Raw genomic sequence first — 24,561 nt, 5'->3', positions numbered from 1 at the left:
CGGACTGCCCCTGCTAGCTTGGGGCTGGTGACGAGGACACTGACACTGCTGCGGCACGCCAAGTCGGCGTGGCCGGAAGGGGTACCGGACCTCGAGCGGCCGCTGGGCGAGCGCGGTCGCCGGGACGCCCCCGCAGCGGGCCGGTGGTTGGCCGAGAACCTCCCCGACCTGCGGTTCGTGGCGTGCTCGACCGCGGTGCGGGCGAGGCAGACGTGGGAGCTGGTGTCGGCCGAACTGGCCACGCGGCCCGAGGTCAGGCACCACGCGAAGATCTACTACGGCCCGCTCGTCGAAGTGGTCCGCGACCTGCCGGCCCAGGTGACCTCGGCCCTGCTGGTCGGGCACAACCCGGACATGGAGGACCTGGCCGAGCACCTGTCCGGGACGGCGGTGACGTTCAAGACGTCGACGCTCGCCGTGCTGCGCAGCGATTCGCCGTGGTCGGACGCGGGACCAGGATGGGGAGAGCTGGTCACCACCGCGACGGCCCGCGGTTAGCACTACTCCGATCGAGCGACGCTGATCACCCGGGTTTGTTCTGGTAGCCGCAACCCTGAAATCCTCGTGGTCGGTCGTCGACGCGATTGGGTTCGGACACATGCCGCAGGTGAAGCTGGGGGACGACAGCTCACCGTTCGGACGTGAGCTGCGCAGACTACGCACGCGACGCGGGCTCTCCCTGCAGAAACTCGCCGAGTTGGTCAACTACACGCGCGGGTACATCGGCAAGGTCGAGACCGGCGACAAGCCGCCGACCAGCGAGCTGGCCAGGCGCTGCGACCAAGTGCTCGAAGCGGGTGGGCAACTCGTCGCGCTGGCGACGTCGGAAGGCCTGCCCAGGCTGGCGCAACTGCCCGCCGCCGCGGCCACGTTCGTCGGCCGCGACCACCACCTCACCCAGCTGGACCTGGCGCTGTCGGGTGACATGCCCGGCGCGCCGTGGACCGTCGCCGTCGACGGGCCGCCCGGCGTCGGCAAGACGGCGTTGGCCCTGCGGCTGGCGCACCAGGTGAAGGACCGGTTCCCGGACGGGCAGCTGTACGTGGACCTGCACGGCTACTCCCCGGACGGCCAGCCGTCGCTGCCGGAGGTCGTCCTCGAGGAGTTCCTGGTCGCACTGGGCACGAACGCGGCGGCGATCCCGGCGTCGACCAGTCAACGCGCGGCGCTGTACCGGTCGTTGCTCGACGGGGGCCGGATCCTGCTCGTGCTCGACAACGCCCGCGACTCCCGCCAGGTGGAACACCTGCTGCCCGGATCGGCGGGCTGCGGCGTGATCGTGACCAGCCGGATGCGCCTGTCCGGCCTGCCGATCAGGCAGGACCAGCGGATCACACTCGGCCCGTTGACCGAGGACGAGTCGATCCTGCTGCTGCGGACGGTGATCGGCAACGACCGCGCCGACGACGAACCCGAAGCGACGGCCGGACTGGCCCGCCGGTGCGGGCACCTGCCGTTGGCGTTGCGTATCGCGGCCGAACGAGTCGCCACGCACCCGCACCACTCGGTGGACGAACTGGCCGACGAGCTCGGCGCGGAAGAGGAACGCCTGGACGTCCTGTCCACGGACGACGACTCGGTCGCGGTCCGGACTGTGTTCTCGTGGTCCTACCGCGACCTGTCCGGGGAGTCCGCGCGGATGTTCCGGCTGATCGGCCTGCACCGCGGCCCGCACCTGAGCGTGCACGCCGCGGCCGCGATGGCCGACGTCACCGTGGCACACGCCCGGCGCCTGCTGGACCGCCTGGTCGGGGTGCATCTGGTCCAGGGCTTGGGCGGCGGGCGCTACCGGTGCCACGACCTGCTGCGCGTCTACGCCGCCGAGCGAGCGCTGGAAGAGGAACCGCAGGAGGCCAGGAACCTTGCGGTGAAACGGGTTCTGCACTGGTACCTGCAAACGTCCTACACGGCCAACCACGTGCTGTCCCCGCAACGGTTCGAGCCGCCGCTGGAGGACTGTCCGTTCTCGCTGCCGGAGCTCGAATTCGCGTCGTACGACGAGGCTCTGGCCTGGTGCGAGGCGGAAATGCCGAACCTGATCGCCGCGCCCCGCCTCGCGCTCGAGTACGGGCAAGACGCGATCGCCTGGAAGATCCCGGTGTGCAACTTCAACTTCGTGTTCCTGCGCAAGCGCTGGAGCCCGTGGATCAGCGCGCACGAACTCGGCATAACGGGTGCCCGCAGACTCGGCGACCAGTTCGGCGTGGCGTGGGCGTTGAACAACATCGCGCACGGCTTCCGTGAGCTGCGGAGGTTCAAGGACGCCAAGGAATCCCTCGCGGAGGCGATGGAGATCCGCAAGCAGATCGACGACCAGGTCGGCCTGGCGTGGACACTGACGGCGATGGGGTTCGTCGACGGCGACCTGAGCCAGTTCACCGCAGCGGCTTCCGCCCTGTCGGAGGCCCTGCGGATCCGAGCGGACGTCGAACGCGACCACGCGGACAACGCCCAGCTGATGATGGCGAACAAGCAGGGGCAGGGAATCGCTCGGGCTTCGTTGGGCAACGCGTTGCGGGAACTCGGGCGTCTCGACGAGGCGCTCAACGAGCTCAATCAGGCGCTGGGGATATTCCGGGACATCGCCGACCGGCACGGTGAGGGCTACACGCTGGTGAAACTGGGCGACCTGTACGCGCGGCTGCGACGGCCGGACGAGGCACTGGCGAACTTCGAGGAGGCCCTCGCCACCAGGCGGGAGATCGGTGACCGCTGGGGCGAGGCCGAGACTTTGCACAGCAGGGGTCGCGTGTTGCTGGACACCGGCGAGGCTGAGGCTGCCAGGGAGTCCTGGCATGACGCTTTGGCCATTTTCACTGATCTGGATGATCCTCGGGCTGAGGATGTCCGGGCTCTGCTCGCTTCCACTCCGCGCATCGTCGGCTGAGCCGGTCAGCGTCGAACCCGTGATCCCTTGCTGTGATCGTTGCTACTTCAGGGCTTCGAACAGGCGGCTGAGGAACGCCTTCGTGTCCACGGACACCACGGCGCGAACGGGCTTTCGGCCTTGTGCCGCTTGGCTTTTGATTCCGGTGTCGTCGGCTATCGCTCGGCAGTCCGAGATCAGTTGGCCTCGGGTGTGGGTGCCGCGCAATTCGACCGACACCACTGCTTCCCTGTACTCGGCCAGGCTCGGGTCCTGGAGCAGCACGGCAGCCAGCGGGTCGTGGATCGTGCAGGTGCGGTAGCCGCACATCCTTGTGTAGAAGGCTGTGTAGTGCTTCAACAGGCCGGTGGCGAACTGGGCTCGGTGGGTGGGGACCTCTGCCAGTGCTGACAGCCACGCGTCGTCCGCGCGGGCTGTCTCCGTCACGTCCAGGCTTGTCAGGGTCAGGTTTTCGAAGCCTGCTCCGAGGACGAGGTCCGCTGCTTCCGGGTCGTGCCAGATGTTCGCTTCCGCGTTCGGGGTCACGTTTCCCGGGACGGCCAGTGCTCCGCCGAGCACCATCACCGCTTTCAGCAGGTGGGGCAGGCGGGGTTCCAGCAGCAGTGCCAGCGCCACGTTCGTCAACGGGCCCAGGGCCAGCAGGGTCAGTTCTCCCGGGTTCTCCCTGGCCAGCCGGACGATCTGCTCCGCGGCCGAGATGGTCACCGGTTTCCTCGCCGACGGCGGGCCTGCCTGGCCGCCCAGGCCGTCGTCGCCGTGCACGATCTCCGACGTTCCCAGGTCCTGGGCGAGGGGGCGGGCGGCTCCGACCGCCACCGGGACCTCCGTCAGGCCCGCCAGGTCGAGGACTCTCAGCGCGTTGTCCGCCGCTGTCGGGGCGGGCACGTTGCCGTGCACGCTCCCCACCGCGACGATCTCCATGTCCTCCTGTGCCGCGATGAACAGGATCGCCAACGCGTCGTCTATGCCCGGATCCGTGTCGAGGATGATGCGCACAGTTGTCGACTCAACCAGAGTGCCCCGATCACGCCCTGCTCTTTTGGGGTGACGCGGAGGTGTCTCCCAAAAGAGTCGACAAGTCACCCCTGCACATGGCTGCCCTCGCAGTCAATCGTTGACCGTAAGCGGAAAGTGACGGGCGTGTCCGCGCTTGAACAGCAGCATGTCTAGGGGTCTTGCTGGTGTCAGGTGGGCACGTCACGCAGAGGCTCGACCGGGAACGCGCCCAGTTCCGGCTCAGTGCTGGGCGCGGTTTTGCCCTGCCGAGATCCACTCGGACGCCAGCGCGTACGGGTCCATGACCGAGGTCGTGCCCTCGGCGATGCGCTGCACGGCGAACCTCAGCAGGTGACTCGCGTGCTCGGCACCGACGCCTGCCTGGACGGCGAGGCGCTCGTACGCCGTTTCGGACTCCCACGCGTGCTGGCATTGCGCCGCGACCAAGTCTGGTAGGTAGTCCATGCCCCTTTGTACTCCTCCTGCTCGCATGAGGGTGAGACGCGCGCAGACCATATTGGTTATGCCAGTGTGAGGGTGACCAGCACCATGCGTCGTTCGCGTAACGTTCACAGAATGACGAACTCCGTCCGGCAGGTGCTGAGCCAGACACAGCAGGAACTGACTCCGCCGCCCGGCGCCAATCGCTTGTTGCCACTCGTGGCCGACTGGCGGGCGCCAGTATCGGCCATCGCGGCGCTCGCCGCGGAAGAACGGCACATCATCGCCAGCGACCGGCGTGCGTTCCTGGCGCTCGCCGACCGCGCCGAGGACCCCGCCACCAGGCAGTTCTTCGGTTTCCTCGCCGATGGTGAGAGCCTTGCGCTCGATTTGCTCACCCCGCTCGCCGAGGCGACAGGTGCGGATATGACCACCTACACGCCGCAGGCGGGATGCCAGGCCTATCCGGCGTATGTCGCGTCGTTGGCGCTGAACGCCTCGCCAGTGGACGCCCTGCTGGCGTTGTTCGCGAACTTCGCGGCGTGGGGCGAGTACTGCGCGGAAATCTCCCAGTCGTTGCGTGTGAACTACGGATTCGACGACCGCACGTGCGGATTCTTCGACTTCTTCGCCAAACCGGCCCCGGAACTGGAACAGCACGCGTTGGCCGCGATCCAGACCGCGCTGGACAAGGGCTGGCGGCCGGACGAGGCCAGGCGGCACGGGCGTCTGCTGCTGGCCTACGAGCTGATGTTCTGGAACACGATCGCTGACATGGCCAAGCCCTAGGGGCGCAGTGCCTGGAACATGATCGCGCCGAGGCGGCCCGGTTCGCCGCCGACGTGCCGTTCGGCCGCGATGATGCCGACCCCGGCGCGCTTGGCGACCTCGTCGACGGGCACGGCGAGTCCTTCGGTCTCGAAGACCTGCTTGGCGACTTCGAGCACCCGGGCGCGGTTGCGCCGCGCGTCGGCCCGTAGCGGCCGCTCGGTCTCCGTCATGCTCCTCATCCGTCCGCTGACCTGGACCTGTGACTCTATCCCGGGTCCGTGGCGGACGGCTGTCAACTGTGACGCGGCAGCCGCGCCTCGTAGGCGACGACGAAGTGTTCCATCGCGGCGTCGACGGCCGCGCGGTCGCCCGTGGCGAGCAGGTCGAGCAGCAGGCCGCGGGTGACGGCCAGGCCGAGCCGCGCGATCACCGCCGCGTCCTCTTCGGACAGTCCGTTGGCCAGGCCGAGCGCGATGACCGGGTCGAGCCACGCGTGCACCACGTCGTCGAGCAGGTGCGCCGTGCCCGGTCTGCCTTGCAGCGCCTGGCCGTAGATCTCGAAGAACAGCCTGGCGTTCGGCCACAGCGACGGGTCGGACACGCGCCGCCAGAACCGGCGGGCCATGTCGCCGGGTGACTCGCCCGGCTCGTGCGCCAGGTCGGCGAGGACCGCGCGCTGCTGCGCCTCGACCTCCTTGATGATCGCGACGAACAGGCCTTCCTTCGAGCCGAAGTGGTAGATCAACATCCGGTGGCTGGTGCCGAGGCCTGCCGCGATCTGCCGCAGACTCCGGTCGGCGACCCCGTGTTCGGCCATGTATGCCACCGCGTCGGTGAGCAGCCGTCGTTTCGCGCCTATCATGTGTACCACATGGTACATGTACCATCTGGTACACGAAGGAGGCAGGCGCATGCCCAAGCAGGAGTTCGAGGTCAACGTCCACTCGGCCGCCCCGCCCAACGCGGTCTACAGGCTCTTACGCGACGGGTCGACGTGGCCGACCTGGTCGTCACTGGAAAGATTCGCCCTGGAGAAGGCGGGCTCACCGGAACCGGAAAGCGTCGGCGCGATCCGAAACTTCTTCACGGGCCGGTACAAGATGCGCGAGCAGGTCGCGGAACTGGTGCCCGACAAGCGGTTCAGCTACACACTGCTGTCCGGCCTCGCGTTGCGGGACTACCGCGCGGACATCGACCTGACGCCGTCCGGCGACGGCACCGACATCCGCTGGCACACGTCGTTCCGGCCGAAAGTGCCCGGCATGGGCTGGATCTACCGGCGCGCGTTGCACAAACTCACCAACGACATCGCCACCGGGCTCGCCGCGTACGCCGCGAAGCAGTGATTCGGACTACAGTCCCCTTGTGCGGGCTGCCGCCGTCGTTCGGCGCCGACTTCCAACGGCCCTACCTGGACAACTGGCTGCGCTGGGCGGGCATCAAGGACGTCACCGGCATCCAGTTCCGGCCGAACCTGGTCACCGCGACCGGCGCGGAGGACCGTGCCACCGCCCATGACCAGGCACGGGACGTCGCGAAGAACTTCTGAGTGGCTGACGTCACCCGGGCGTCAACAACGCGCTAACAACTCGGGCCCGGTCGTCATGACGGCGTCGCGTCTTGTTCCGCCGCCCGGAATCGGCGCTGTTCTGGAGGCGTGACTCTCACCGATGTGTTGCCCAGTCTTGGCCGGTCGCTGCACACCAAACTGGAACCGGACGTCTGGCCGCGCAGCACGAGCGCGCACCCCGACGGCCTGCGGATCGCGGGCATCCCGGTCAACGAACTCGCCGCGCGGTTCGGCACCCCCGCCTACATCCTCGACGAGGACGAGGTCCGGCGGCGCTGCCGGGCGTACCGGGCCGCGCTGCCCGGCTTCGAGATCGCGTACGCGGGCAAGTCCCTGACCTGCCGAGCCGTGCTGCGGTGGATGGCCGAAGAGGGTTTCTTGCTCGACGTCTGCTCGGGCGGTGAGCTGGCCGTCGCCCGTGCCGTCGGCTTCCCGGCCGAGCGGATCATCCTGCACGGCAACGTGAAGACCGCCGAGGACTGGAAGGCCGCGCTGGGGTACGAGATCGGCCGCGTGGTCGTCGACTCGCTCGACGAGATCGAGCAGCTCGGCTCGTTGGCACGACATCCGCAGCGTGTGCTCGTCCGTGTCACGCCGGGCGTGGACGGGCACACGCACAAGGCGATCGCGACCGGGGTGGAGGACCAGAAGTTCGGTTTCCCGTTGCGCGACGCCATGACCGCGGTCGACGCCGTGCTGGCGCAGCCCGGTCTGCGGCTGGACGGCCTGCACTGCCACATCGGCTCGCAGGTGTCCTCAGTGGCCAGTTTCGAGCTGGCCGCGCGGCGGATGGTCGAGTTCGTCGGCGCGATCCGCGACCGGCACGGCGTCGTGGTGCGGTCGCTGGACCTCGGCGGTGGCCACGCCGTGCCGTACCTGCCTGGCCAGCAGGAGTTCGACCTGGCCGGGTACGCCCAGCGGGTGCAGGTCGCGGTCAACTACACCGCGTCGCAACTCGGGCTCCCCGCGCCGCGGCTGACCATCGAGCCGGGCCGGGCGCTCGTGGCCAACGCGGGCGTCACGCTGTACCGCGTGGTCACGGTGAAAAGTCGCTACGTCGCCGTGGACGGTGGCATGAGCGACAACATGCGTGCGTGCCTCTACGACGCCAAGTACCTCGTCCGGCTCGCCGGGCGGTCGTCCTCGGCTCCACTTCGGACGGTCTCGGTGGTCGGCAGGCACTGCGAGGCGGGCGACGTCATCGCCGCCGACATCGACCTCCCCTCGGACGTGCACGCGGGTGACGTGCTCGCTGTGCCGGTGACCGGGGCGTACCACCACTCGCTCGCGTCGAACTACAACCAGATCTGCCGTCCGCCGATCATCGGCGTCCGTGACGGCTGGGCGCGGCCGTTGGTGCGCAGGGAAACCGAGGAGGACCTGCTGGCCCGTGACGTCGGCTAGGTGTACAGCCTGGCCAGGTCGGCCGCGGCCTGGACGAACATCTCCCGCAGTTCCTCCGGCTCCAGGACTTCCGCGTCCGGGCCGAGCTGGAGGATGGCGTGCAGGGCGTGCAGGTTCGTCTCGATCGGCATGGTCACGGTGACCCAGCCGTCGTCGTCGGGTTCCGGCGTGTGGTCCCGCAACGCGCGACCGACCACCGGGCCGAGCAGGAACGCCATCTTGCGGCCCTGCGGCGACAACCGGACCGTGGCTTGGCCCTTCCACAACGTGCTCTGCACCCGCTCGGCCGACATCTCCCAGTGCTTGGCCAGGTCGAAGTCCCCCGGCCGCTCGAACTTCTCGTCGGTCGGCTCCAGCGCGAGGATCCGAGACACGCGGTACGTGCGCGGCTCCGAATCCGCCGACGCGACGAGGTACCAGGTGGCGTTCTTCAGCACGAGCCCGAGCGGTTCGAGCACACGCTCCACTTCGGAGTTGCCCCACCGGCGGTAGCGCACGGCGATCCGGCGCTGCTCCCACACCGCACCGGCCACGGCGGCCAGGTGCGGCGCGGACTCGTCCTCACGGAACCAGCCGGGCGCGTCGAGCAGGAAACGTTCCCTGATGGACTCGGCCCGCGCCCGCAGCTCGGGCGGCAACGCGGCCATCAGCTTGAGCTGCGCGGCGGCAAGCACCTCACCCAGACCCAGCTGTTTGGCCTGATCAGGCATGCCCGACAGGAACAGCGACTCGGCCTCGGCCGTGGTCATGCCCGTCAGCTGCGTGCGGTAGCCCGCCAGCAGCTGGTAGCCGCCCGCCGGGCCGCGGTCGGCGTACACCGGCACACCCGCGGCGCTGAGCGAGTCCACGTCCCGGTAGATCGTGCGGACCGAGACCTCCAGCTCGTCGGCGAGTTCCTGCGCGGTCATCCGGCCCCTCGCCTGCAGCAGCAGGAGGACCGACAACAACCGGCTCGCTCGCACACGTCGATTCTGCCGGGTGCGGCAGTGACCGTGCTCGTCGTGGGCGATCGCGGGCCCGGCCTGCCATCATTCACTGCATGGCACAGATCGAGGCAGTGCTCGGCGACATCACCGACCAGCGGGTGGACGCGATCGTCAACGCGGCGAACGAGTCGCTGCGAGGCGGTTCCGGCGTCGACGGGGCCATCCACCGCGCTGCCGGTCCCCGCCTCGCCGAAGCGGGGGCGGCGCTGGCGCCGTGCCTGCCGGGCAACGCCGTCGCGACACCGGCTTTCGACCTGGCTCCGGTCAAGCACGTGATCCACACGGTCGGCCCGAGGTGGCGGGGCGGCGGACACGACGAGGCGAAGGTGCTGGCCTCGTGCTACCGGCAGTCGTTGCTGGTCGCGGAGGAGTTGCGGGTGCGCAGCATCGCGTTCCCGGCGATCTCCACCGGTGTCTTCGGTTACCCGGTCGCGGACGCCGTGTCCGTCGCCGCGTGGGCGGTCAGGTCGACGGCCGTGGACCTCGATCTGATCCGGCTGGTCGCGTTCGACGAGCAGACGCACGCGCTGATGGTGGACGCGATCGAGGCACCGGTTGTCGAACCATGTGCGACCTGCGGCGAGGCCGGTGTGCCCGTCCTGTTCGGGTTGCCGACTCCGGACGCGGTCGCCGCCGGTGCGGCCGGGCGGTTGAAGCTGGCGGGCTGCGTGCTGCGCGGGGACGGCTCGGACCCGCAGTGGGAGTGCCCCAACGGCCACCAGTGGACCAACAACGACCCTGATGACCTGCGGGTCCTCGTCGCGATCGCCGACGCGGTCGACTAGGCCCAGGTGATGTGACCGCCGTCGACGGTGACGCGGACCGCGTCCCGACCGACGGGCCGCCCGTGCTCGAAGGCGTCCGCGATCTCCGCGAGCATGACGGCCACACTCGGCCAGTACGGCTTTGATTGCGCTGTCCCGACCCGGTCGAACTCCATCACGCAGCCGCGCAACGGACCGTCCCTGAGGTCGACGAAGAGGTCGAAACCCATGCCGCTGCCCGCGATCGGCAGCCAGACCGGCAGGTACATCCCTTCGCACGGCGTCCCGGCCGGCTGACGCATGAGGTCGGCGATCTCCTCGTCGACAGTGGGCATCGACGCGCCCGCATGCTCCTGCAACGCCTGGACCATCCGGCCGTGCGGGTTGTCGGTGAAGTAGTCGTTCTTGTTGTGCCACACGTCGATCCAGATCTGCCGCCTGGACAAGGCATCCGCGACGGGATAAGGGTCGAAGTAGCTCGGTATGACAGGACCGGACGATTGGCGTGGGGACATCCCGTCGGTCAACTGCCACCAGGCCCGCAGATCCGCGGGCAACGGCACACCGACCGCGTCCTCGGCGACGGCGATGTCCCCTGCGGAGGCAGGAGGATGGATCTTGGCGAAAACTCCGGGCGCGTTGAGCTCGAGCCAGGCACGGATGCGGCCCCAGGAGTGCACGACTTCGGGCGAGGTCATGCCGCAGGGTAGGACAGTTGGCCCGGGGAGGTATTCCGATCCGGCGAATCGAATGCGACAACCGCTAACCGCGCCCGACCCTCCGGCGAGTCCTGGACGCGCGTTGTGGCGTCGACGTCCGTAGCAGCCGGAGCACCGCGAGGGCGCGTTCTCCCTGAGGTCCCCGCGCGATCACCGCCATGACCCCGGCGACCAGGAACACCAGCGCTGACGGCCCGTATCGAAGCAGCAGCGCGATCGTCGCGAGAGGCAATGGTGCGCTAAGAAGCACATGGACAAGCGTGGACATGGCGCGTTCTCCCTCGAAGGACGAGGAGAAACGCCCACAGCATGCGACATGCGCCCTCCTTCGCCGTGCAGAAGAAGGAACGCCTGTACCCCCACGGCCAGCCGTCCCCCCAGGCAACGGCCACCGAGTCAGGAACAGACGATCTCGGACCACCCCAGTGTGTCACCTCGGGCGAGTCGCGACCAGCCCCCGACCGGGTCGAACACATCGACATGAACTTCGGCTGCCCGAAGTCAACACAGTGACAACCCCATCTGCCAACCCCGATCAAGTGAACCGTCTACCCCAGGCTTGACGTTTGCGTCTAGCCCGCAATAGACATACCATGTGAAGCGTCGGGGCCTCGTCAAGAAGATCGCCGCGGCTGCCAAACGCCAGGAGGTCGCTTGGCAGCTGTCACGAGAAGGGGCGAATCACTCCGTCTACGTCCTCGACACGGTAATCATTCCCGTTCCACGCCACAGGGAAATCGGCGAGAATCTCGCGGTGGAGATTTTCAAGGAGTGCGAGACCGTACTCGGGAAAGGATGGTGGCGGAGTTGAAGACCTTCCACGCCGAGGTGACCCGAGACGGCAAGTTCTGGCTCATCCGAATCCCAGAGCTCGACCGCGCTACGCAAGCTCTGCGGTACAAGGATGTCCCGGCCATGGCGAACGACCTGGTCGAGATCATGACGGGACTGACCGTCGACGACTACGACCTCCACGTCAAGGTTCATCTGCCGACTGAGGTGCAGGACCACTTGGCCCGCGCCGAAGTTCTGCGCGATGAGGCCAGGCGCAAAACCTCCGAAGCCGCGCAGGAGTCCCGGGCGGCCGTTCGGGAACTGCTCGCCAAAGGACTATCGCAACGCGAAGCCAGCGAACTGCTCGGGATGTCCTTCCAGCGTGTCAATCAGCTCGCGAACTCATCGTGACGAGTGCGCGGGCGTCCCAGCTAGCCTTGAGGATGTGAAAGCTGGAACCCCGTCGTTGAAGATCGGCCCCTACCTGGTCGATCCCGCTGTCGTGCTCGCACCGATGGCGGGCATCACCAACGTGGCGTTCCGGCAGCTCTGCCGCGAGTTCGGCAGCCCCACCTCCCTGTACGTGTGCGAGATGATCACCGCGCGGGCCATCGTCGAACGCGACGAGAAGACCATGCACATGATCACCTTCGGCGAGGGGGAGAGCCCGAGGTCACTGCAGCTCTACGGCGTCGATCCGGCCACCATCGCCGAGGCGACCAAGATCGTCGTCGGCGAGGACCGCGCCGACCACATCGACATGAACTTCGGCTGCCCCGTGCCCAAGGTGACCAAGAAGGGTGGCGGGGCCGCTCTTCCGTACAAGCGGCGGCTGTTCGGGGACATCGTCAAAGCCGCTGTCGACGCCGCCGGTGATGTGCCTGTCACCGTGAAGTTCCGGGTCGGCATCGACGACGAGCACCTCACCTACCTCGACGCCGGGCGGATCGCGGAGGCCGAGGGGGCCAGGGCGGTGGCGTTGCACGCCAGGACCGCCGCACAGCGCTACTCCGGCACCGCCGACTGGTCGAAGATCGCCCGGCTCAAGGAAACCGTCACCACCATCCCCGTGCTGGGCAACGGGGACATCTTCTCCGCCGACGACGCCACCCGGATGATGACCGAGACCGGGTGCGACGGTGTCGTCGTCGGGCGCGGATGTCTTGGCAGGCCTTGGCTTTTCGCCGAACTCCAGGCCGCGTTCCGCGGCGAGCCGATTCCGGACGGCCCGAATCTCGGCGCCGTCGCCCGGATCCTGCACCGGCACGCCCTGCTGCTGGCCGACCACCTCGGGCCGGACAAGGGGATCCGGGATCTGCGCAAGCACATGGCCTGGTACCTCAAGGGTTTCCCGATCGGCTCGGAGCTCCGCCAGAAGTTCGCGCTCGTCGACACCGTGTCCCAGATCGAGGACCTGATCACCCAGCTCGACCACGACGCGCCGTTCCCGTCCGACGCCGAGGGCCCGCGCGGCCGCCAGGGCTCGCCGGGCAAGGTCACGCTGCCCGAGGGCTGGCTCGACGACCCGGACGACCGGTCCGTCCCGGTCGGCGGGGACGTCATGCACTCCGGCGGGTAGTGACACACATCACGGCATGACTTCGTGTCGCGTTGGGTTCCCTCCTACATGGTCATGGTTGTGGTGCACGGGGCTCTTGCCGATGCCGCGCAGTGGAGTGACGTGCGGTCCGAGCTCGCGACCAAAGGACACGCTGTCGTCGCCCGGGATCGCAGGGGGCGCAACGGCATCGCGTTCACCCCGGGCTACAGCCTCAAGACCGAGGTCGAGGACCTGCACCGGATTCTCGACGAAGCCGGTCCGGATCCCGTTCTCGTCGGCCACAGTTACGGCGCCGTGGTCGCCTTGCTCGCCGCGCAGCAGCGGACCGATCTACGCGGAGTCGTCCTCTACGAACCGATTGCCACCGGGCACCAGTTGCGCGCTTTCGTCGGCGACGCCCCGGAACGGGCACAACGGGCAGTCGACGCCGGTGATCTCGACGCCGCCATGGAGATCTTGGTCACGGAAATCTCCCCGACACCGCCGGAGATCCTGCCGCGGTACCGCAGCAGCCGGATGTGGCAGTCGCAGTTGTCCTTCGTGCCCGCCGCCGTGACGGAGATCCTGGCTGCCCTCGCGCACGACCTCGACTACGACCTGGTCGCACCGCTCAGCGCGCCGGTGAAGGTCGTCCTCGGCGCCAAGAACGTCGGCACGATGCCGTTCGGCAGGCCGACCGAGGCACTGGCGTACGCACTCGGCGCGGATCTCGTGTTGCTGGAGGACCTTGGGCACGTCGCCCACATGGACGGACCCGTGCGACTCGCCGAGGCGATAGCTTCATAACCATGCGCGTGGCGTTGGCGGCGATTCTCCTGCTGCTGACTGGCTGCACGACCGGGATCGCCGGTAGCCCGGTCGCCGCCGGGCTGGCCGACCGGGACCTGATCACCAGGTACTTCTCCGAGTTCGACGCCGCCGCGCAGCAGGGATCCGCCGCCCAGCAGGACTTCCTGCGCCGCACCCAGCACCCCGACTTCACCGACCGGATCTGCGAGCTGCCCGGTGTGACCATCTCGGTCGACCCGACCATGTCCACGTTGCGGCCGGACGCCAAGTGGGCCCCGGAGGGCGCGAACCGCCCGCGGGGCGCGGTGTATGTGGTGGCCGTCTCATTGACAGTCACCAAGGACGGTCAGCTCGTCGGCGACCAGATCGGTTCCGAACGGATCGTCGTGCTCGACGGGGTCGTTTACGGCTTCATGCCGTGCCTTCGGCGCAACTGACGGCAACTCAAGCCGACTGCGAGGCGTGTCACACCGCTTCACTGAGTTGGAGCAGCCATTCATCCACCAGATGAGGGATTTCCGCATACACCTGCCCACAGTGTCTTAAGCCGGACCGCCAACCGGTCGACAGAGGTACGTGAGGGAGGTGAAGGCGGTGACCGGACTCGGACGCGGTATCGCCGAGCCTGAGCCCGTGTCAGACCCGACAGACGAGTGGGCCGCGCACGAGGACGCAGGTGGCGCGAACACGCCCGACGGGACTTCTCTCGTACAGCTGCACGAGTCGATCGCCACCCTGCTGGCGTCCCGTGGCCAGTGGCGCCAGGCCTATCAGCACCTCCGCTCCGCACTCGAACTCGTCCACGCGGACAAGACCGAGGCGCCGCACATCCCCGAACAGCTGCGCCGGGAGGTCGACCGGCTGCGCCGCGAGCACGCCGAGGCCCGCGAGCAGAGCATCCGCGACAGCCTCACCGCCGGATACAACCGCCGTTACCTCGACCAGAGGTTGGTCACACTGCTCGCCGACAGGCACAGCATGACCGGCGGCCTGGCCGTCGCGCTGGTCGATCTCGACTGGTTCAAACAGGTGAACGACACCTTCGGTCATCTGATCGGGGACCGGGTCCTGCAGCGCGTGGTCGACCTGCTCCAGGACGGCCTGGCGGACGACGCGTTCTGCGCGCGGTACGGCGGTGAGGAGTTCGCTCTGGTGCTGCCCGGTGTCGACGGCCCGACGGCGGTCGCGATGGCCGAGGCCGCGCGGATCAAGATCGAGAGTTATCCCTGGTCGAAGATCGTGCTCGGACTTCGGGTGACCGTCAGCGTCGGGATCGCGCACGAACCGCCGCTGAGCCTCGGCTCCACCCCGGAGCGCCAACTGCGGCACGCCGACGGGCTGCTTTACACGGCGAAGCAGTCCGGGCGCAACGCCGTTGCTTACCACGTGGGAGGGCGGACGTTCCTGGCAGGACCGGCGGCAGGGCGCAGAGCGGTGACGGAGTCAAGGGCCTTGGCTTACTAAGCCAAACCATCCCCCGTTCGGCCTAGTAGCCTGCGCGGTTCCGCGTACTGAACGTAAACAAACTTCGTCGGGCTGTCGTCAACAGTGGACACCGCCCGTACTATCGCTGGGCAACGTTCACTGTCGGTCTGCAACACTTGAAACTCCCGGCGCTTCCAGACAAGCTGTACCGTGTTGATATCGTGATGTGACTGAGATTGGAGGGAGACCTGGTGCCCGACGAAGATCGCCCGTACGGCACCGGTGCTCGCCGCAGTCGCCACTCGACCGAGGAAGCGTCACCCGATCAGCAGCCACGCCGTCGCAGACGGTCAATGGAGGATTCGGGCGGCGTCAGCGTCTCGGATCTGGTCAAACGCCACTCGCGCACAGACCTGCCGATTCCGCAGGTCAATGGCACAGCGGCGAATCCGGTAGCGGCGCAGACGCAGACGAGGGCCCCTCAGCGGGCCGCACGCGAGACCGCGCCGGTACAGCCACCCCAGCCATCCGCCAAACGGCCGCAGGCCCAGTCCCGCGCCGCGGCGGCACCCCGGAGGCAGGCACAGGCACCCCGGCCGGAGCAGATGTCGCAGCAGTTGCCGCGGCCCGATCTGCGCCCCGAGCCACGGCGCCGCGCGGCCCCGGCGAACACGCAGCAGACCGGTCAGCGCCCCGCCCCGAGGGACATGACCGGACAGCGCCCGCTGCCGCCGAACGGACAGAACCCACCAAAACCGACGCCACGCCCGACGGCGCAAGCGTCCGGTACATATCAGGTGCCGCCCGCACCGCGTGGTCACTCTTCCGGACCACGGCCGATGCCCCAGCCCGCTGCCCAGCTTCCCGGCCAGAACCCCGGCCAGAACTCGGTGGTGCTCCCGGTACCGGGCAACAACACCGGCCAGCACCAGCGGCCGCCGCGCCCACCGCAGCCGTCGCAGCAGCTGCCGACGCCGCAGCAGGTGCAACAGGTGCAGCAGCTGTCACAGCAGCTGCCGATCCCGAACGCGGGCCAGACCGAGCACGACGCGAGCATCCCGCCCGCACTCAAGCGCCCGACGCCGCCGAGCGAGCGCAAGGCGATCCCGCCGCGCCGCGATCTCGACCCCGTCAGCATGACCACCGAGATGGAAGCCATCTCCGAGGAGGTCAAGGAAATCCGCAGGGTGGACGCCACCCTCGCGCGCTTCTCCGCCGTTCACGACGAGCTCGCCGAAGAGGAACGACAAAAGAAGGAAAAGCGCGAGCGCATGATGCCGTGGCTAAAAGGGGAAAGCGAGGGCGGCGCAGAGCCTGACGCCCTCGCGGAACACCCGGCCACAGGCAGCATCGACCCCGGCATCGACCCCGGCTTGGATCGGGTGGTGGCCGACGCACCCACTGTCGAACACCACGAGCCGGTCGAGCCGACGGTTCACATAGAACCGGCGCAGGCCGCCGAGTCGTCCGTTCCACCTGAGCCCCCCGAGCCGGTTCGCGAGACCGCCGGCGGCGGGGGCACCCGCAAGCCACCGCCCACCAAGTTCCTCAAGACGGGCCGGATCGTCGCCGCTTCCGTCGCGGCGCTCCTGCTCGTCGGGTCCGGTGTGGTGTGGGGCGGCAAGGAGTGGATCGACGGCCAGTTCAACGAGGTCGAGTCGCTGGACGAGAACTCGTCCGACATCCAGCAGAGCGAAGCACAGCGCGGTGACGAGAACTTCCTGATGGTCGGCTCGGACACCCGGGCGGGCGCGGAGGCCGAGGACGGTGTCGGCAGCGCCGAGAACATCAAGGGCGCCCGATCCGACACGATCATGATCGCGCACGTGCCGAAGGATCGGAAGCGCGTCGTGATGGTGTCGTTCCCGCGTGACCTGGAAGTCGCGATTCCGGAGTGCGACAAGTACGACGCCCAGGCGGCCAAGTACACCGACCAGAAGAGCAAACCGCTCAAGAACCAGAAGATCAACGTCGCGTTCTTCCTGGGTGGCCCCAAGTGCGTCACCAAGGTCGTGCAGAACCTGACCGGCCTGAAGATCAACCACTTCGTCGGGATCGACTTCCACGGCTTCAAGGGCATGGTCGACGCCGTGCACGGCGTCGAGATGTGCGTTGAGAAACCGATGTGGGACAACAAGTTGAACACCTGGATCGTCGAGAAGCCCGGCGAGAACGTGATGTTGCAGGGCGACGCGGCGCTGAACTTCGTGCGGGCGCGGCACGTCAGCACCACGAAGGGCGGCAAGGAGGACCCGACCTCCGACTACGGTCGGATCAAACGGCAGCAGCGGTTCCTGTCGTCCCTGCTGCGCAAGTCGATGTCCGGCCAGGTGCTGCTCGACCCCGGCAAGCTCAAGAACTTCGTGAGCGCGTTCACCCAGGCCACGTTCGGTGAGGGCGTCGACACCGACCAGCTGATCACGCTCGGCCGGTCGCTGCAGAGCGTCCAGGCGGGCAAGGTCACGTTCATCACCGTCCCGACGGTCGGCCTGCCCAACGACCGCGGCAACGAAGTGTTGCGGGACAAGGACAACAAGGCCCTGTTCAACGCGATCATCAACAAGGCACCGCTGCCTGGCGAGGCGGCCGACGGCTCGCCGCAGGCACAGGCCGGAACGACGCCGCAGGCGGTGCAGGCCCAGCAGCCCGGCCAGATCGTCGATCCGAAGTCGGTCAAGGTCCAGGTCCTCAACGCCACCGGCAAGGACGGCGAGGGCCGCACCGTCCAGACCAAGCTGCGCAACCAGAACTTCGACGTGGTGCAAGCGACCGGTGCCCCGAGCAAGCGCCCGGACACCGTGGTCAAGTTCGGTACCGACCTCAACGCGGCCACCACGGTCGCGGCCGCGGTCCCCGGTGCGAAGCTGGAGAAGGACGACTCGCTGGGCGGAGCGGTGGTGTTGGTGCTCGGCGAGGACTTCGGCGGCAAGATCCAGGCACCCTCGCAGGGCAGTGTCAGCACACCGGGTACCGCGACGCCGCCACCTGGGGCGGAGGTGCCGAAGGGGCTGTCGACGGTCAACGCGGGCGACATCCGGTGTGCCTAGATGTAGAGCTCGGTTCACTTACGGTTCACTTGGGGATTCGGTAAGAAGACGGACCTGCACGTAGGCTGACGCCCATGCGTGAGGCCTACCGTGACCAGCTCGGTCAACTCGCCGATCAGCTGGCCGACATGTGTTCCATGGTCGGCGACGCCATGTCGCATGCGACCAAGGCGCTGCTGGATTCCGATCTGGCGCTCGCCGAGCAGGTGATCGGCGACGACACGAAGATCGATGACGCCAGGGCGAAAGCCGAGGAGGACGCCTACGCGCTGCTCGCGCTGCAGGCTCCGGTCGCGACGGACCTGCGGACCGTGCTCGCGGTCATCCACGCGGCGGAAAGCCTGGAGCGGATGGGTGACCTGGCGTTGCACGTGGCCAAGGCCGCGCGCAGGCGCCACCCGAACCCGGTGCTGCCGGACGCGGTTCGGCCGTACTTCGCCGAAATGGGCGAGATCGCGTGCAAGATGGCCGCACAGGCCGAGCAGGTCATCCGGACCCAGGACGTCCAGTTGGCCCGCCAGCTCGACGACACCGACGACGAGATGGACGACCTGCACCAGCACCTGTTCACCGTGCTGATGGACCGCGAATGGCCGCACGGCGTGGCCGCGGCGGTCGACGTGACGCTGCTCGGCCGGTTCTACGAGCGGTTCGCCGACCACGCGGTGTCGGTCGCCAAGCGCGTCGTCTTCGTGGTCACCGGCAAGATGCCCGGGTACAGCTCGGACGACGTCTAACCGGCCAGCGAGCTCATCAGGTCTTCCAGCTGTTGCACCAGGCGGACGGTGTCGGCGGGCGCGAACGTGCCGCCGCCATCGTCCGGGTGCGCCTGCGCCATGTACCGGCCGTCCTCGGTGTCCAGCCAGCTCAGGCCGGGCGCCCGCGTCTCGCGGCCATCTCTGTCCACAGCGGACACGACGAAGTAGCCAGCGCCGGTGCGGACCTTGCGCAGCATCTCCTGCGCCGCGATCATCTGCGCCTGTGACATCGTCCTCGCCGGACGGACCTCGCGCGCGTACCCTTCTCGTTTCTCCTCGATGGCAACGGGTCGCGCCGTCACTGTGACCGATTGCCCGTGCCCAGGCCGCAACCTCGGCAGCAGGCTGACGGCGGTGCGCGCCAGCGATTCCGGCCGGACGAACTCGAACCGGAACATCTGGCCTTCCTGGATGACGAGCAATCCGCGGTCGCCGTCAGCGGAAACCCTCGCGTACAAATCGCTTTGGTCGTCCAGAGTGCCCATCACCGCGATCGCGACCCGGTAGCGCGACATCAGCCGCAGGCCGTCGGCGATCGACGGGCTCAACTGCTCGCCCCGCACGAGTCCGCGCCGGGCGAGGTCCGCGAACACGGCTTTGGCGATGCGCACCCGGTCGTCGACGAAGTCGCCGATCCCCGGCAGCTGGAACGGGTAGCGGCGGCAGTCCACACCGAGCGCCTCGGCGAGGATGTCGACCGCCGCGAGCGAGAGCGTGAACGACTCGGTCATCCGCCGATCACCGGCGGCATGGTCGGCCTCGTGCCGAACGCGCGGTCGCCGTCGAGCATGTAGTTCTCCGCCATGTGGTGCTGAGCGGCCAGTGCGCCGGGAACGGCCTGCTCGACGGGCCGCGACGCGGCCGCGGCGAGTGGGACGGCGGCGAACCCACCGGCCAGCGGCACGGCCGCCGCTGCCTGCGGTGCGGAATCGTCCCGGATCGCGTTCTCCGGCGACGCGACCGGGGTGGGGATGCCCGACGACGCCGACATGGGCGAGGTGCCGTCCTGGGCGGACCTGGGCTGCGGTGCGGCTGATCCCGCCATCTCCGGCGGTGGTGCGAACGCGGGCATCGTGGCCGAGTCGGCCAGCGCGGCGTCGTACGTGGTGACCACCTCGGCGGCGCGCAGCTGCGCGGCCTGCTGGGCGGAGTAGGCAGCCATGTGCTCGGCGTACCGGGAGATCCACTGGATGGGGTCGGTGATGCTGCGCAGCTCGGCGTTGGCCGCGTCCACGTCGAACGCGACCGGCTCGGGCATCGAGTTCCTGGCCGCGGCCAACGCCTCCGACTGCTTGGCGGCCTGCGAACCGGCCAGCTCGGCGCCGCGGCCCGCGCCGCCGATCCACTGCCCGACGTCCATCATGAACTGCCTGGCGGCCTCGCCCGCGGTGCCGTGCCAGTCCTCGCGGCTGCTGTTGACCGCGCTGACCACCTCGTCCTGGAACTGGGTCAGCTTGGCGCCGGCCTGCTGCCAGCCGGTCGCGAGCATGCCGACCTGGTCGGGGTCGACGTTCTCGGTGACCATCGCCTTGAGCGTGGGGTGGTCGATGTTGGCGTACAGCACGCCTTCCGGGAGCGGTGCCTCGCGCGTGCCCTCGTCGGCGGAACCGGACCGCGGCGCGACCCGCGCGCGTCCGGCGATCCTGGCGAGCAGGTCCGACACCTGGAGGCCGGACCGACCGGTGGTGCCGACGCTGCCCTGGTCGTCGATGTAGACGTCCGGCATGGCCACCTCTTCTCGTCTACTTGCTGAAAGTCCCCGCGACCGCCTGCTCGTTGTGGCGGTAGTTGGCCATGGCCTGCTTGACGCCGCTCTCCGCGTCGGTGAGCACGTCACGCAGCCGGGTCATCTGGGTGAGAAAACCCTGCTGGTCGGATGCGATCTGCTGGACGAAGGGAGCCATCGCGACGGCGCCGTAGCTGCCGCCGAGCAGCGGGCGCTGGTCGAGCGTTCCGCACTGGTCGGCGCCGAGCCAGTCCTGCAGCATCCGGATCACGCGCAGCAGGTCCTCGCCAGCGGAAGCGCTCACGGTGAACTGGCCGGAGGCCGCACTCTCCTTGAAGTGCCGCATGTTCTCGAGCATCTGATCCATGGCGTTGCGCGCAGGATCGTTCCACGCCGCTGGAACGGTGGACTTCTCATCCTCGTACATGAGAACCCCTCGGGTAGCGCCGGACCTGACGGCACGGTATCAACCGACCACCCTGCGTGTCCCTAGCGAACGAGCAGTTCCACCCACTTGGTCCTTACCTGGACGCGGTCAGTAACCCTCGAATGCGGCATTACCAGCCAATCACCCCAGCGGTAGTGATCCACAACACAACATGCCCCGGATGAGTGAGTGAGAACTACACAAGGCGTTCGGCCTAGTTGACACTCTGCCAATTGGCCGCCCGGAGCCGCGTCGTCCGGAGCACTCCACATCGGAGTGTGGATTCCGGACAGGACGAAGCCGGACCCGGCAGGACCGTTCCCTTACGACACAGTCTTTCCGACTGTCCCACCCGGAACGCCAATGACGAACAAGCGACCACTACGGACGAGACAGTCACATCGAGCGCACCGACCACATCGACGCGTCCGACCTCGCAGGGACTCGGCAACGCCGCTCAGGACGGCCCGTTCACCACGACGGTGGGGTACAACCGACCGCCTCAGTCGGTACCGCCATCCGGGTGTACGACAGTGCGGGAAAGGCAGATGACAACCGTTGACATCATCGAAGAAGGGCACCGAATGGCACGAACCGTGACAATCACCGGCACCCGGTCCATCTCACGCGAGTCAGCGGCCCGGCTGCCCGGTCTGTTCGAGCAGTACCTCAGGGGAACCAACTGTCCAGCGGAACCTGGCACACCATCGGCTACGCGGCCGATCGTGGAAAACCCCGGCTCATCGTCCCCCTCTGACGAACGGCGCGCACAGCTGTGCACGAACCGCGTTGCTGACCAGCCGGGCAACGCGAACGGGCCGTCAGCATCGCGCTGACGGCCCGTCGGGGATTCGCTGGTGCTCAGCCGAAGCGGCCGGAGATGTAGTCCTCCGTCGCTTTCTGGCTGGGGTTGGAGAAGATCTTCTCCGTGTCGTCGATCTCGATCAGTTGGCCTGGCTGGCCGACTCCCAGGAGGTTGAAGAAGGCCGTCTGGTCGCTCACCCGCGCTGCCTGCTGCATGTTGTGGGTGACGATGACGATCGTGTAGTCCTTCTTCAACTCCGTGATCAGGTCTTCGATCGCCAGGGTCGAGATCGGGTCCAGCGCCGAGCAGGGCTCGTCCATCAGCAACACGTCCGGCTGCACCGCGATCGCGCGGGCGATGCACAGACGCTGCTGCTGGCCGCCGGACAGGCCGCCACCGGGTTTGCCGAGGCGGTCCTTCACCTCCGCCCAGAGGTTCGCTCCGCGCAGCGCGCGCTCGGCCACCTCGTCGAGCTTCTTCTTGTCCCGCGTGCCCGCCAGTTTCAGACCCGCCACCACGTTGTCCCTGATGGACATCGTGGGGAAGGGGTTCGGGCGCTGGAAGACCATTCCGATCGTCCTGCGGACCGACACCGGGTCCACCGCCGAGGCGTAGATGTCCTCGCCGTCGAGGAGCACCTCGCCTTCCGCGCGGGCTCCCGGGATCACCTCGTGCATCCGGTTCAGGGACCGCAGCACCGTCGACTTGCCGCAACCGGACGGTCCGATGAAGGCGGTCACGTTACGCGGCGGCACCGACAGGGTCACGCTGTTCACGGCGTGGAACTTGCCGTAGAACAGGTTCAGGTCTTTGACGTCTATGCGCTTGGCCATGGCCGCCTCACTTCGTCTTCACTGCGGTCAGCCGCGAGATCAAGGTCGCGAGCAGGTTGATCAGGGTGATGATCAGGATCAGGGTCACCGCGGCGCCCCACACCCGGGCCTCGCCGATCTCGTTGGTGGTCAACCGTTCCGTGGTCATGAACAACGGCAACGACGCCATGTTCCCGTTGAACGGGTCGTAGTTGATGAACTGCGCGTAGCCGACCAGGACCAGCACCGGCGCGGTCTCACCCATCACGCGTGCGACCGCGAGCATGATGCCGGTGATGATGCCGGACAGCGCCGTCGGCACGACGATCTTCACGATCGTCTTCCACTTCGGGATACCCAGCGCGTAGGACGCTTCCCGCAGTTCGTCCGGGACGATCTTGAGCAGTTCCTCCGTCGTCCGCACGACGACGGGGATCATCAGCAGCACCAACGCCAGCGACACCGCGAACGCGCTGCGCGGCAGGCCGAAGGTGGTCACCCACATCGCGTAGATGAACAGCGCGGCCACGATCGACGGCACACCGGACAGGATGTCCACCGTGAACGTGATCCACTTGGCGAGCTTCGAGTTGCGCCCGTACTCGACCAGGAAGATCGCCACCATGATGGCGATCGGCACGGCGATCAGCGCGCAGACCAAGCCCTGGATCAGCGTTCCGTAGATGGCGTGGTACGCACCACCACCCGCCTGCCGCCCGGTCAGGCCGGACATCGACTTCTGCCACCAGTCCGAGCTGAGGATGTGGCTGAAGCCCTTTTCGATGACTGTCCACAGCAGCCAGATCAGCGGCGCGACGGCGATCACGAACGCGGCGCCGACCAGGATGGTCGCCGTGGTGTTCTTCGCCTTGCGAGCCGAGGAGATCTGCTGGAACGCGGGCGCTGTCGCCGGGCGCTGGAGATCGGTGGTCGTCACTCGTACTCCTTCTTCCCGACGATGAACGACCGCGCGATCGCGTTGACGATGAACGTCAACAGGAACAGCACGAGGCCGGCCGCGATGTACGCGCCCGCGCTGCGCGGGTCGTTGAACTCCGCCGCCGCACGGGCGATCATCGACGCGATCGTGTCGCCGCCGTCGAACAGGCTCCAGCCGAAGTTCTTGCCCGCGGCCTGGGCCAGGATGATCATCACGGCGATGGTCTCCCCGAGCGCGCGGCCGAGGCCGAGCATCGACGCGCTGATGTAACCGGCCTTGCCGAACGGCAGCACGGTCGTGCGGACCACTTCCCAGCGCGTCGCGCCGAGAGCGAGCGCCCCCTCGATCTGCATGGGCGGCGTCCGGTCGAACACCTCGCGCGAGATCGCGGTGATGATCGGCAGCACCATCACGGCGAGCACGATGCTCGCGGTGAAGATCGTCTGACCGATGCTGCGGTCCACGTTGCCCGTCGAGAACGGGAAGAACCAGCCGAGTGCCGAGTTGAGCCACTCGGTGATCGGATCGAGCGCGGGCGCGAGCACGGCCGCGCCCCACAGGCCGTAGATGATCGACGGCACGGCCGCGAGCAGGTCGATGACGTACGCGAACGGCCGGGCGAGCCTGCGCGGCGCGTACTGGGTCAGGAACAGCGCGATGCCCAACGCGATCGGCATCGCGATGATCAGCGCGACGATCGAGCTGTAGACGGTGACCAGCAGCAGGTCGAGGACACCGAACGAGAGGTTGTCCGGGTCGCCCGCGGTGAACTGGCGACTGAACAGGAAGTTCGCCTTGTTGGCCACAAGCGACGGAATCGCCTGTGCCAGCAGGAAGGCTCCGATCGCCGCGATGATGACGACGATCAGGATGCCGGATCCCTTGGCGAAGCCGGAGAAGATCCGGTCGCCGGGGCGCACGATGACCTTGGCCGGCTGATCCGCCGACGGCGGCCGAGG

26 protein-coding genes are annotated in these 24,561 nt (G+C 68.0%); 14 read left to right on the top strand and 12 right to left on the bottom strand.

All coding sequences use genetic code 11. From position 1 onward, the window contains the following. The first annotated feature begins 27 nt into the window (after positions 1–27). Both ALI144C_RS44715 and ALI144C_RS44710 read left to right on the top strand, forming a co-directional pair. Complete coding sequence (locus ALI144C_RS44715) at positions 28–498, top strand: SixA phosphatase family protein (protein WP_076993751.1); 471 nt, start codon at positions 28–30, stop codon at positions 496–498. Between the two features lie 100 nt (positions 499–598). Continuing rightward, positions 599–2,887, top strand: a complete 2,289-nt coding sequence (locus tag ALI144C_RS44710) for an ATP-binding protein (protein ID WP_076993315.1) — start codon at positions 599–601, stop codon at positions 2,885–2,887. Between the two features lie 42 nt (positions 2,888–2,929). Here the strand turns inward: ALI144C_RS44710 and ALI144C_RS44705 are convergent, their stop codons facing one another. Continuing rightward, positions 2,930–3,883 carry a nucleoside hydrolase gene (locus ALI144C_RS44705; protein WP_076993314.1) on the bottom strand — a complete coding sequence of 318 codons (954 nt, stop codon included), beginning with the start codon at positions 3,881–3,883 and terminating at the stop codon, positions 2,930–2,932. Between the two features lie 240 nt (positions 3,884–4,123). Next, positions 4,124–4,348, bottom strand: coding sequence for a hypothetical protein (locus ALI144C_RS44700; protein ID WP_076993313.1), 225 nt, complete (start codon positions 4,346–4,348; stop codon positions 4,124–4,126). Positions 4,349–4,459: 111 nt separating this feature from the next. Between ALI144C_RS44700 and ALI144C_RS44695 the strand changes: the two genes are divergently transcribed. Then, entirely contained in the window at positions 4,460–5,113 is a 654-nt protein-coding gene (locus ALI144C_RS44695; RefSeq protein ID WP_076993312.1) for a transcriptional regulator, read from the top strand. Here the strand turns inward: ALI144C_RS44695 and ALI144C_RS56970 are convergent. Beyond that, a complete protein-coding gene (locus ALI144C_RS56970) occupies positions 5,110–5,325 on the bottom strand; it encodes a hypothetical protein (protein ID WP_202819205.1) in 216 nt (71 codons plus the stop codon). The two genes, ALI144C_RS44695 and ALI144C_RS56970, sit on opposite strands and share 4 nt — an antisense overlap. A 62-nt stretch (positions 5,326–5,387) precedes the next feature. Further along, positions 5,388–5,957, bottom strand: a complete 570-nt coding sequence (locus ALI144C_RS44685) for a TetR/AcrR family transcriptional regulator (protein ID WP_076993311.1) — start codon at positions 5,955–5,957, stop codon at positions 5,388–5,390. Between the two features lie 49 nt (positions 5,958–6,006). Between ALI144C_RS44685 and ALI144C_RS44680 the strand changes: the two genes are divergently transcribed. From ALI144C_RS44680 to lysA, 3 genes are all read left to right on the top strand, one after another. Further along, positions 6,007–6,441, top strand: coding sequence for an SRPBCC family protein (locus ALI144C_RS44680; RefSeq protein ID WP_076993310.1), 435 nt, complete (start codon positions 6,007–6,009; stop codon positions 6,439–6,441). After that, on the top strand, positions 6,438–6,644 hold the full coding sequence (locus tag ALI144C_RS44675; protein ID WP_143231232.1) for a hypothetical protein: 207 nt from the start codon (positions 6,438–6,440) through the stop codon (positions 6,642–6,644). Before ALI144C_RS44680 ends, ALI144C_RS44675 begins: the two co-directional genes overlap by 4 nt. Positions 6,645–6,752: 108 nt before the next feature. Continuing rightward, positions 6,753–8,069, top strand: coding sequence for a diaminopimelate decarboxylase (gene lysA / locus ALI144C_RS44670; protein ID WP_076993308.1), 1,317 nt, complete (start codon positions 6,753–6,755; stop codon positions 8,067–8,069). On the opposite strand, the gene ALI144C_RS44665 is transcribed toward lysA, so the two are convergent. Further along, a complete protein-coding gene (locus ALI144C_RS44665; protein ID WP_076993307.1) occupies positions 8,066–9,031 on the bottom strand; it encodes a helix-turn-helix transcriptional regulator in 966 nt (321 codons plus the stop codon). The genes lysA and ALI144C_RS44665 overlap by 4 nt on opposite strands. A gap of 77 nt (positions 9,032–9,108) precedes the next feature. On the opposite strand from ALI144C_RS44665, the gene ALI144C_RS44660 reads away from it, so the two are divergent. Beyond that, positions 9,109–9,840, top strand: a complete 732-nt coding sequence (locus ALI144C_RS44660) for a macro domain-containing protein (RefSeq protein WP_076993306.1) — start codon at positions 9,109–9,111, stop codon at positions 9,838–9,840. Here ALI144C_RS44660 and ALI144C_RS44655 read toward each other — a convergent pair. Next, a complete protein-coding gene (locus tag ALI144C_RS44655) occupies positions 9,837–10,517 on the bottom strand; it encodes an SMI1/KNR4 family protein (RefSeq protein WP_076993305.1) in 681 nt (226 codons plus the stop codon). The two genes, ALI144C_RS44660 and ALI144C_RS44655, sit on opposite strands and share 4 nt — an antisense overlap. Before the next feature lie 936 nt (positions 10,518–11,453). Here ALI144C_RS44655 and ALI144C_RS58130 point away from each other — a divergent pair. From ALI144C_RS58130 to phoU, 7 genes are all read left to right on the top strand, one after another. After that, positions 11,454–11,723 carry a hypothetical protein gene (locus tag ALI144C_RS58130; RefSeq protein ID WP_237774612.1) on the top strand — a complete coding sequence of 90 codons (270 nt, stop codon included), beginning with the start codon at positions 11,454–11,456 and terminating at the stop codon, positions 11,721–11,723. Between the two features lie 34 nt (positions 11,724–11,757). Then, entirely contained in the window at positions 11,758–12,891 is a 1,134-nt protein-coding gene (dusB, locus tag ALI144C_RS44635) for a tRNA dihydrouridine synthase DusB (RefSeq protein WP_076993301.1), read from the top strand. A 48-nt stretch (positions 12,892–12,939) separates the two neighbouring features. Further along, positions 12,940–13,659, top strand: coding sequence for an alpha/beta fold hydrolase (locus ALI144C_RS44630; protein WP_076993300.1), 720 nt, complete (start codon positions 12,940–12,942; stop codon positions 13,657–13,659). Between the two features lie 2 nt (positions 13,660–13,661). After that, positions 13,662–14,099, top strand: a complete 438-nt coding sequence (locus ALI144C_RS44625; RefSeq protein ID WP_076993299.1) for a hypothetical protein — start codon at positions 13,662–13,664, stop codon at positions 14,097–14,099. 196 nt (positions 14,100–14,295) lie between these two features. Beyond that, entirely contained in the window at positions 14,296–15,126 is an 831-nt protein-coding gene (locus tag ALI144C_RS44620) for a GGDEF domain-containing protein (RefSeq protein WP_237774611.1), read from the top strand. Between the two features lie 212 nt (positions 15,127–15,338). Continuing rightward, positions 15,339–18,134 carry an LCP family glycopolymer transferase gene (locus ALI144C_RS44615; RefSeq protein WP_143231231.1) on the top strand — a complete coding sequence of 932 codons (2,796 nt, stop codon included), beginning with the start codon at positions 15,339–15,341 and terminating at the stop codon, positions 18,132–18,134. A gap of 74 nt (positions 18,135–18,208) precedes the next feature. Further along, positions 18,209–18,871: a phosphate signaling complex protein PhoU gene (gene phoU, locus ALI144C_RS44610; RefSeq protein ID WP_076993297.1), complete on the top strand. Its 663-nt coding sequence runs from the start codon at positions 18,209–18,211 to the stop codon at positions 18,869–18,871. Here the strand turns inward: phoU and ALI144C_RS44605 are convergent. The 6 genes from ALI144C_RS44605 to pstC form a co-directional block, all read right to left on the bottom strand. Continuing rightward, on the bottom strand, positions 18,868–19,623 hold the full coding sequence (locus ALI144C_RS44605; RefSeq protein WP_076993296.1) for an ESX secretion-associated protein EspG: 756 nt from the start codon (positions 19,621–19,623) through the stop codon (positions 18,868–18,870). The two genes, phoU and ALI144C_RS44605, sit on opposite strands and share 4 nt — an antisense overlap. Next, positions 19,620–20,618, bottom strand: coding sequence for a hypothetical protein (locus ALI144C_RS44600; RefSeq protein WP_143231230.1), 999 nt, complete (start codon positions 20,616–20,618; stop codon positions 19,620–19,622). Before ALI144C_RS44600 ends, ALI144C_RS44605 begins: the two co-directional genes overlap by 4 nt. 16 nt (positions 20,619–20,634) lie before the next feature. Then, positions 20,635–21,045 carry a hypothetical protein gene (locus tag ALI144C_RS44595; RefSeq protein WP_083753935.1) on the bottom strand — a complete coding sequence of 137 codons (411 nt, stop codon included), beginning with the start codon at positions 21,043–21,045 and terminating at the stop codon, positions 20,635–20,637. Between the two features lie 861 nt (positions 21,046–21,906). After that, entirely contained in the window at positions 21,907–22,683 is a 777-nt protein-coding gene (pstB, locus tag ALI144C_RS44590) for a phosphate ABC transporter ATP-binding protein PstB (RefSeq protein ID WP_054296036.1), read from the bottom strand. A 7-nt stretch (positions 22,684–22,690) separates the two neighbouring features. Further along, on the bottom strand, positions 22,691–23,599 hold the full coding sequence (gene pstA, locus ALI144C_RS44585; RefSeq protein WP_076993294.1) for a phosphate ABC transporter permease PstA: 909 nt from the start codon (positions 23,597–23,599) through the stop codon (positions 22,691–22,693). Next, on the bottom strand, positions 23,596–24,522 hold the full coding sequence (gene pstC, locus ALI144C_RS44580; RefSeq protein ID WP_076993748.1) for a phosphate ABC transporter permease subunit PstC: 927 nt from the start codon (positions 24,520–24,522) through the stop codon (positions 23,596–23,598). The genes pstA and pstC overlap by 4 nt, the downstream gene beginning before the upstream one ends. Positions 24,523–24,561: the final 39 nt, after the last annotated feature.

Origin of the sequence: Actinosynnema sp. ALI-1.44 (assembly GCF_001984155.1) — a bacterium.
Lineage (GTDB): Bacteria > Actinomycetota > Actinomycetes > Mycobacteriales > Pseudonocardiaceae > Kibdelosporangium.
This window is presented reverse-complemented; position numbering and strand designations above follow the sequence as displayed.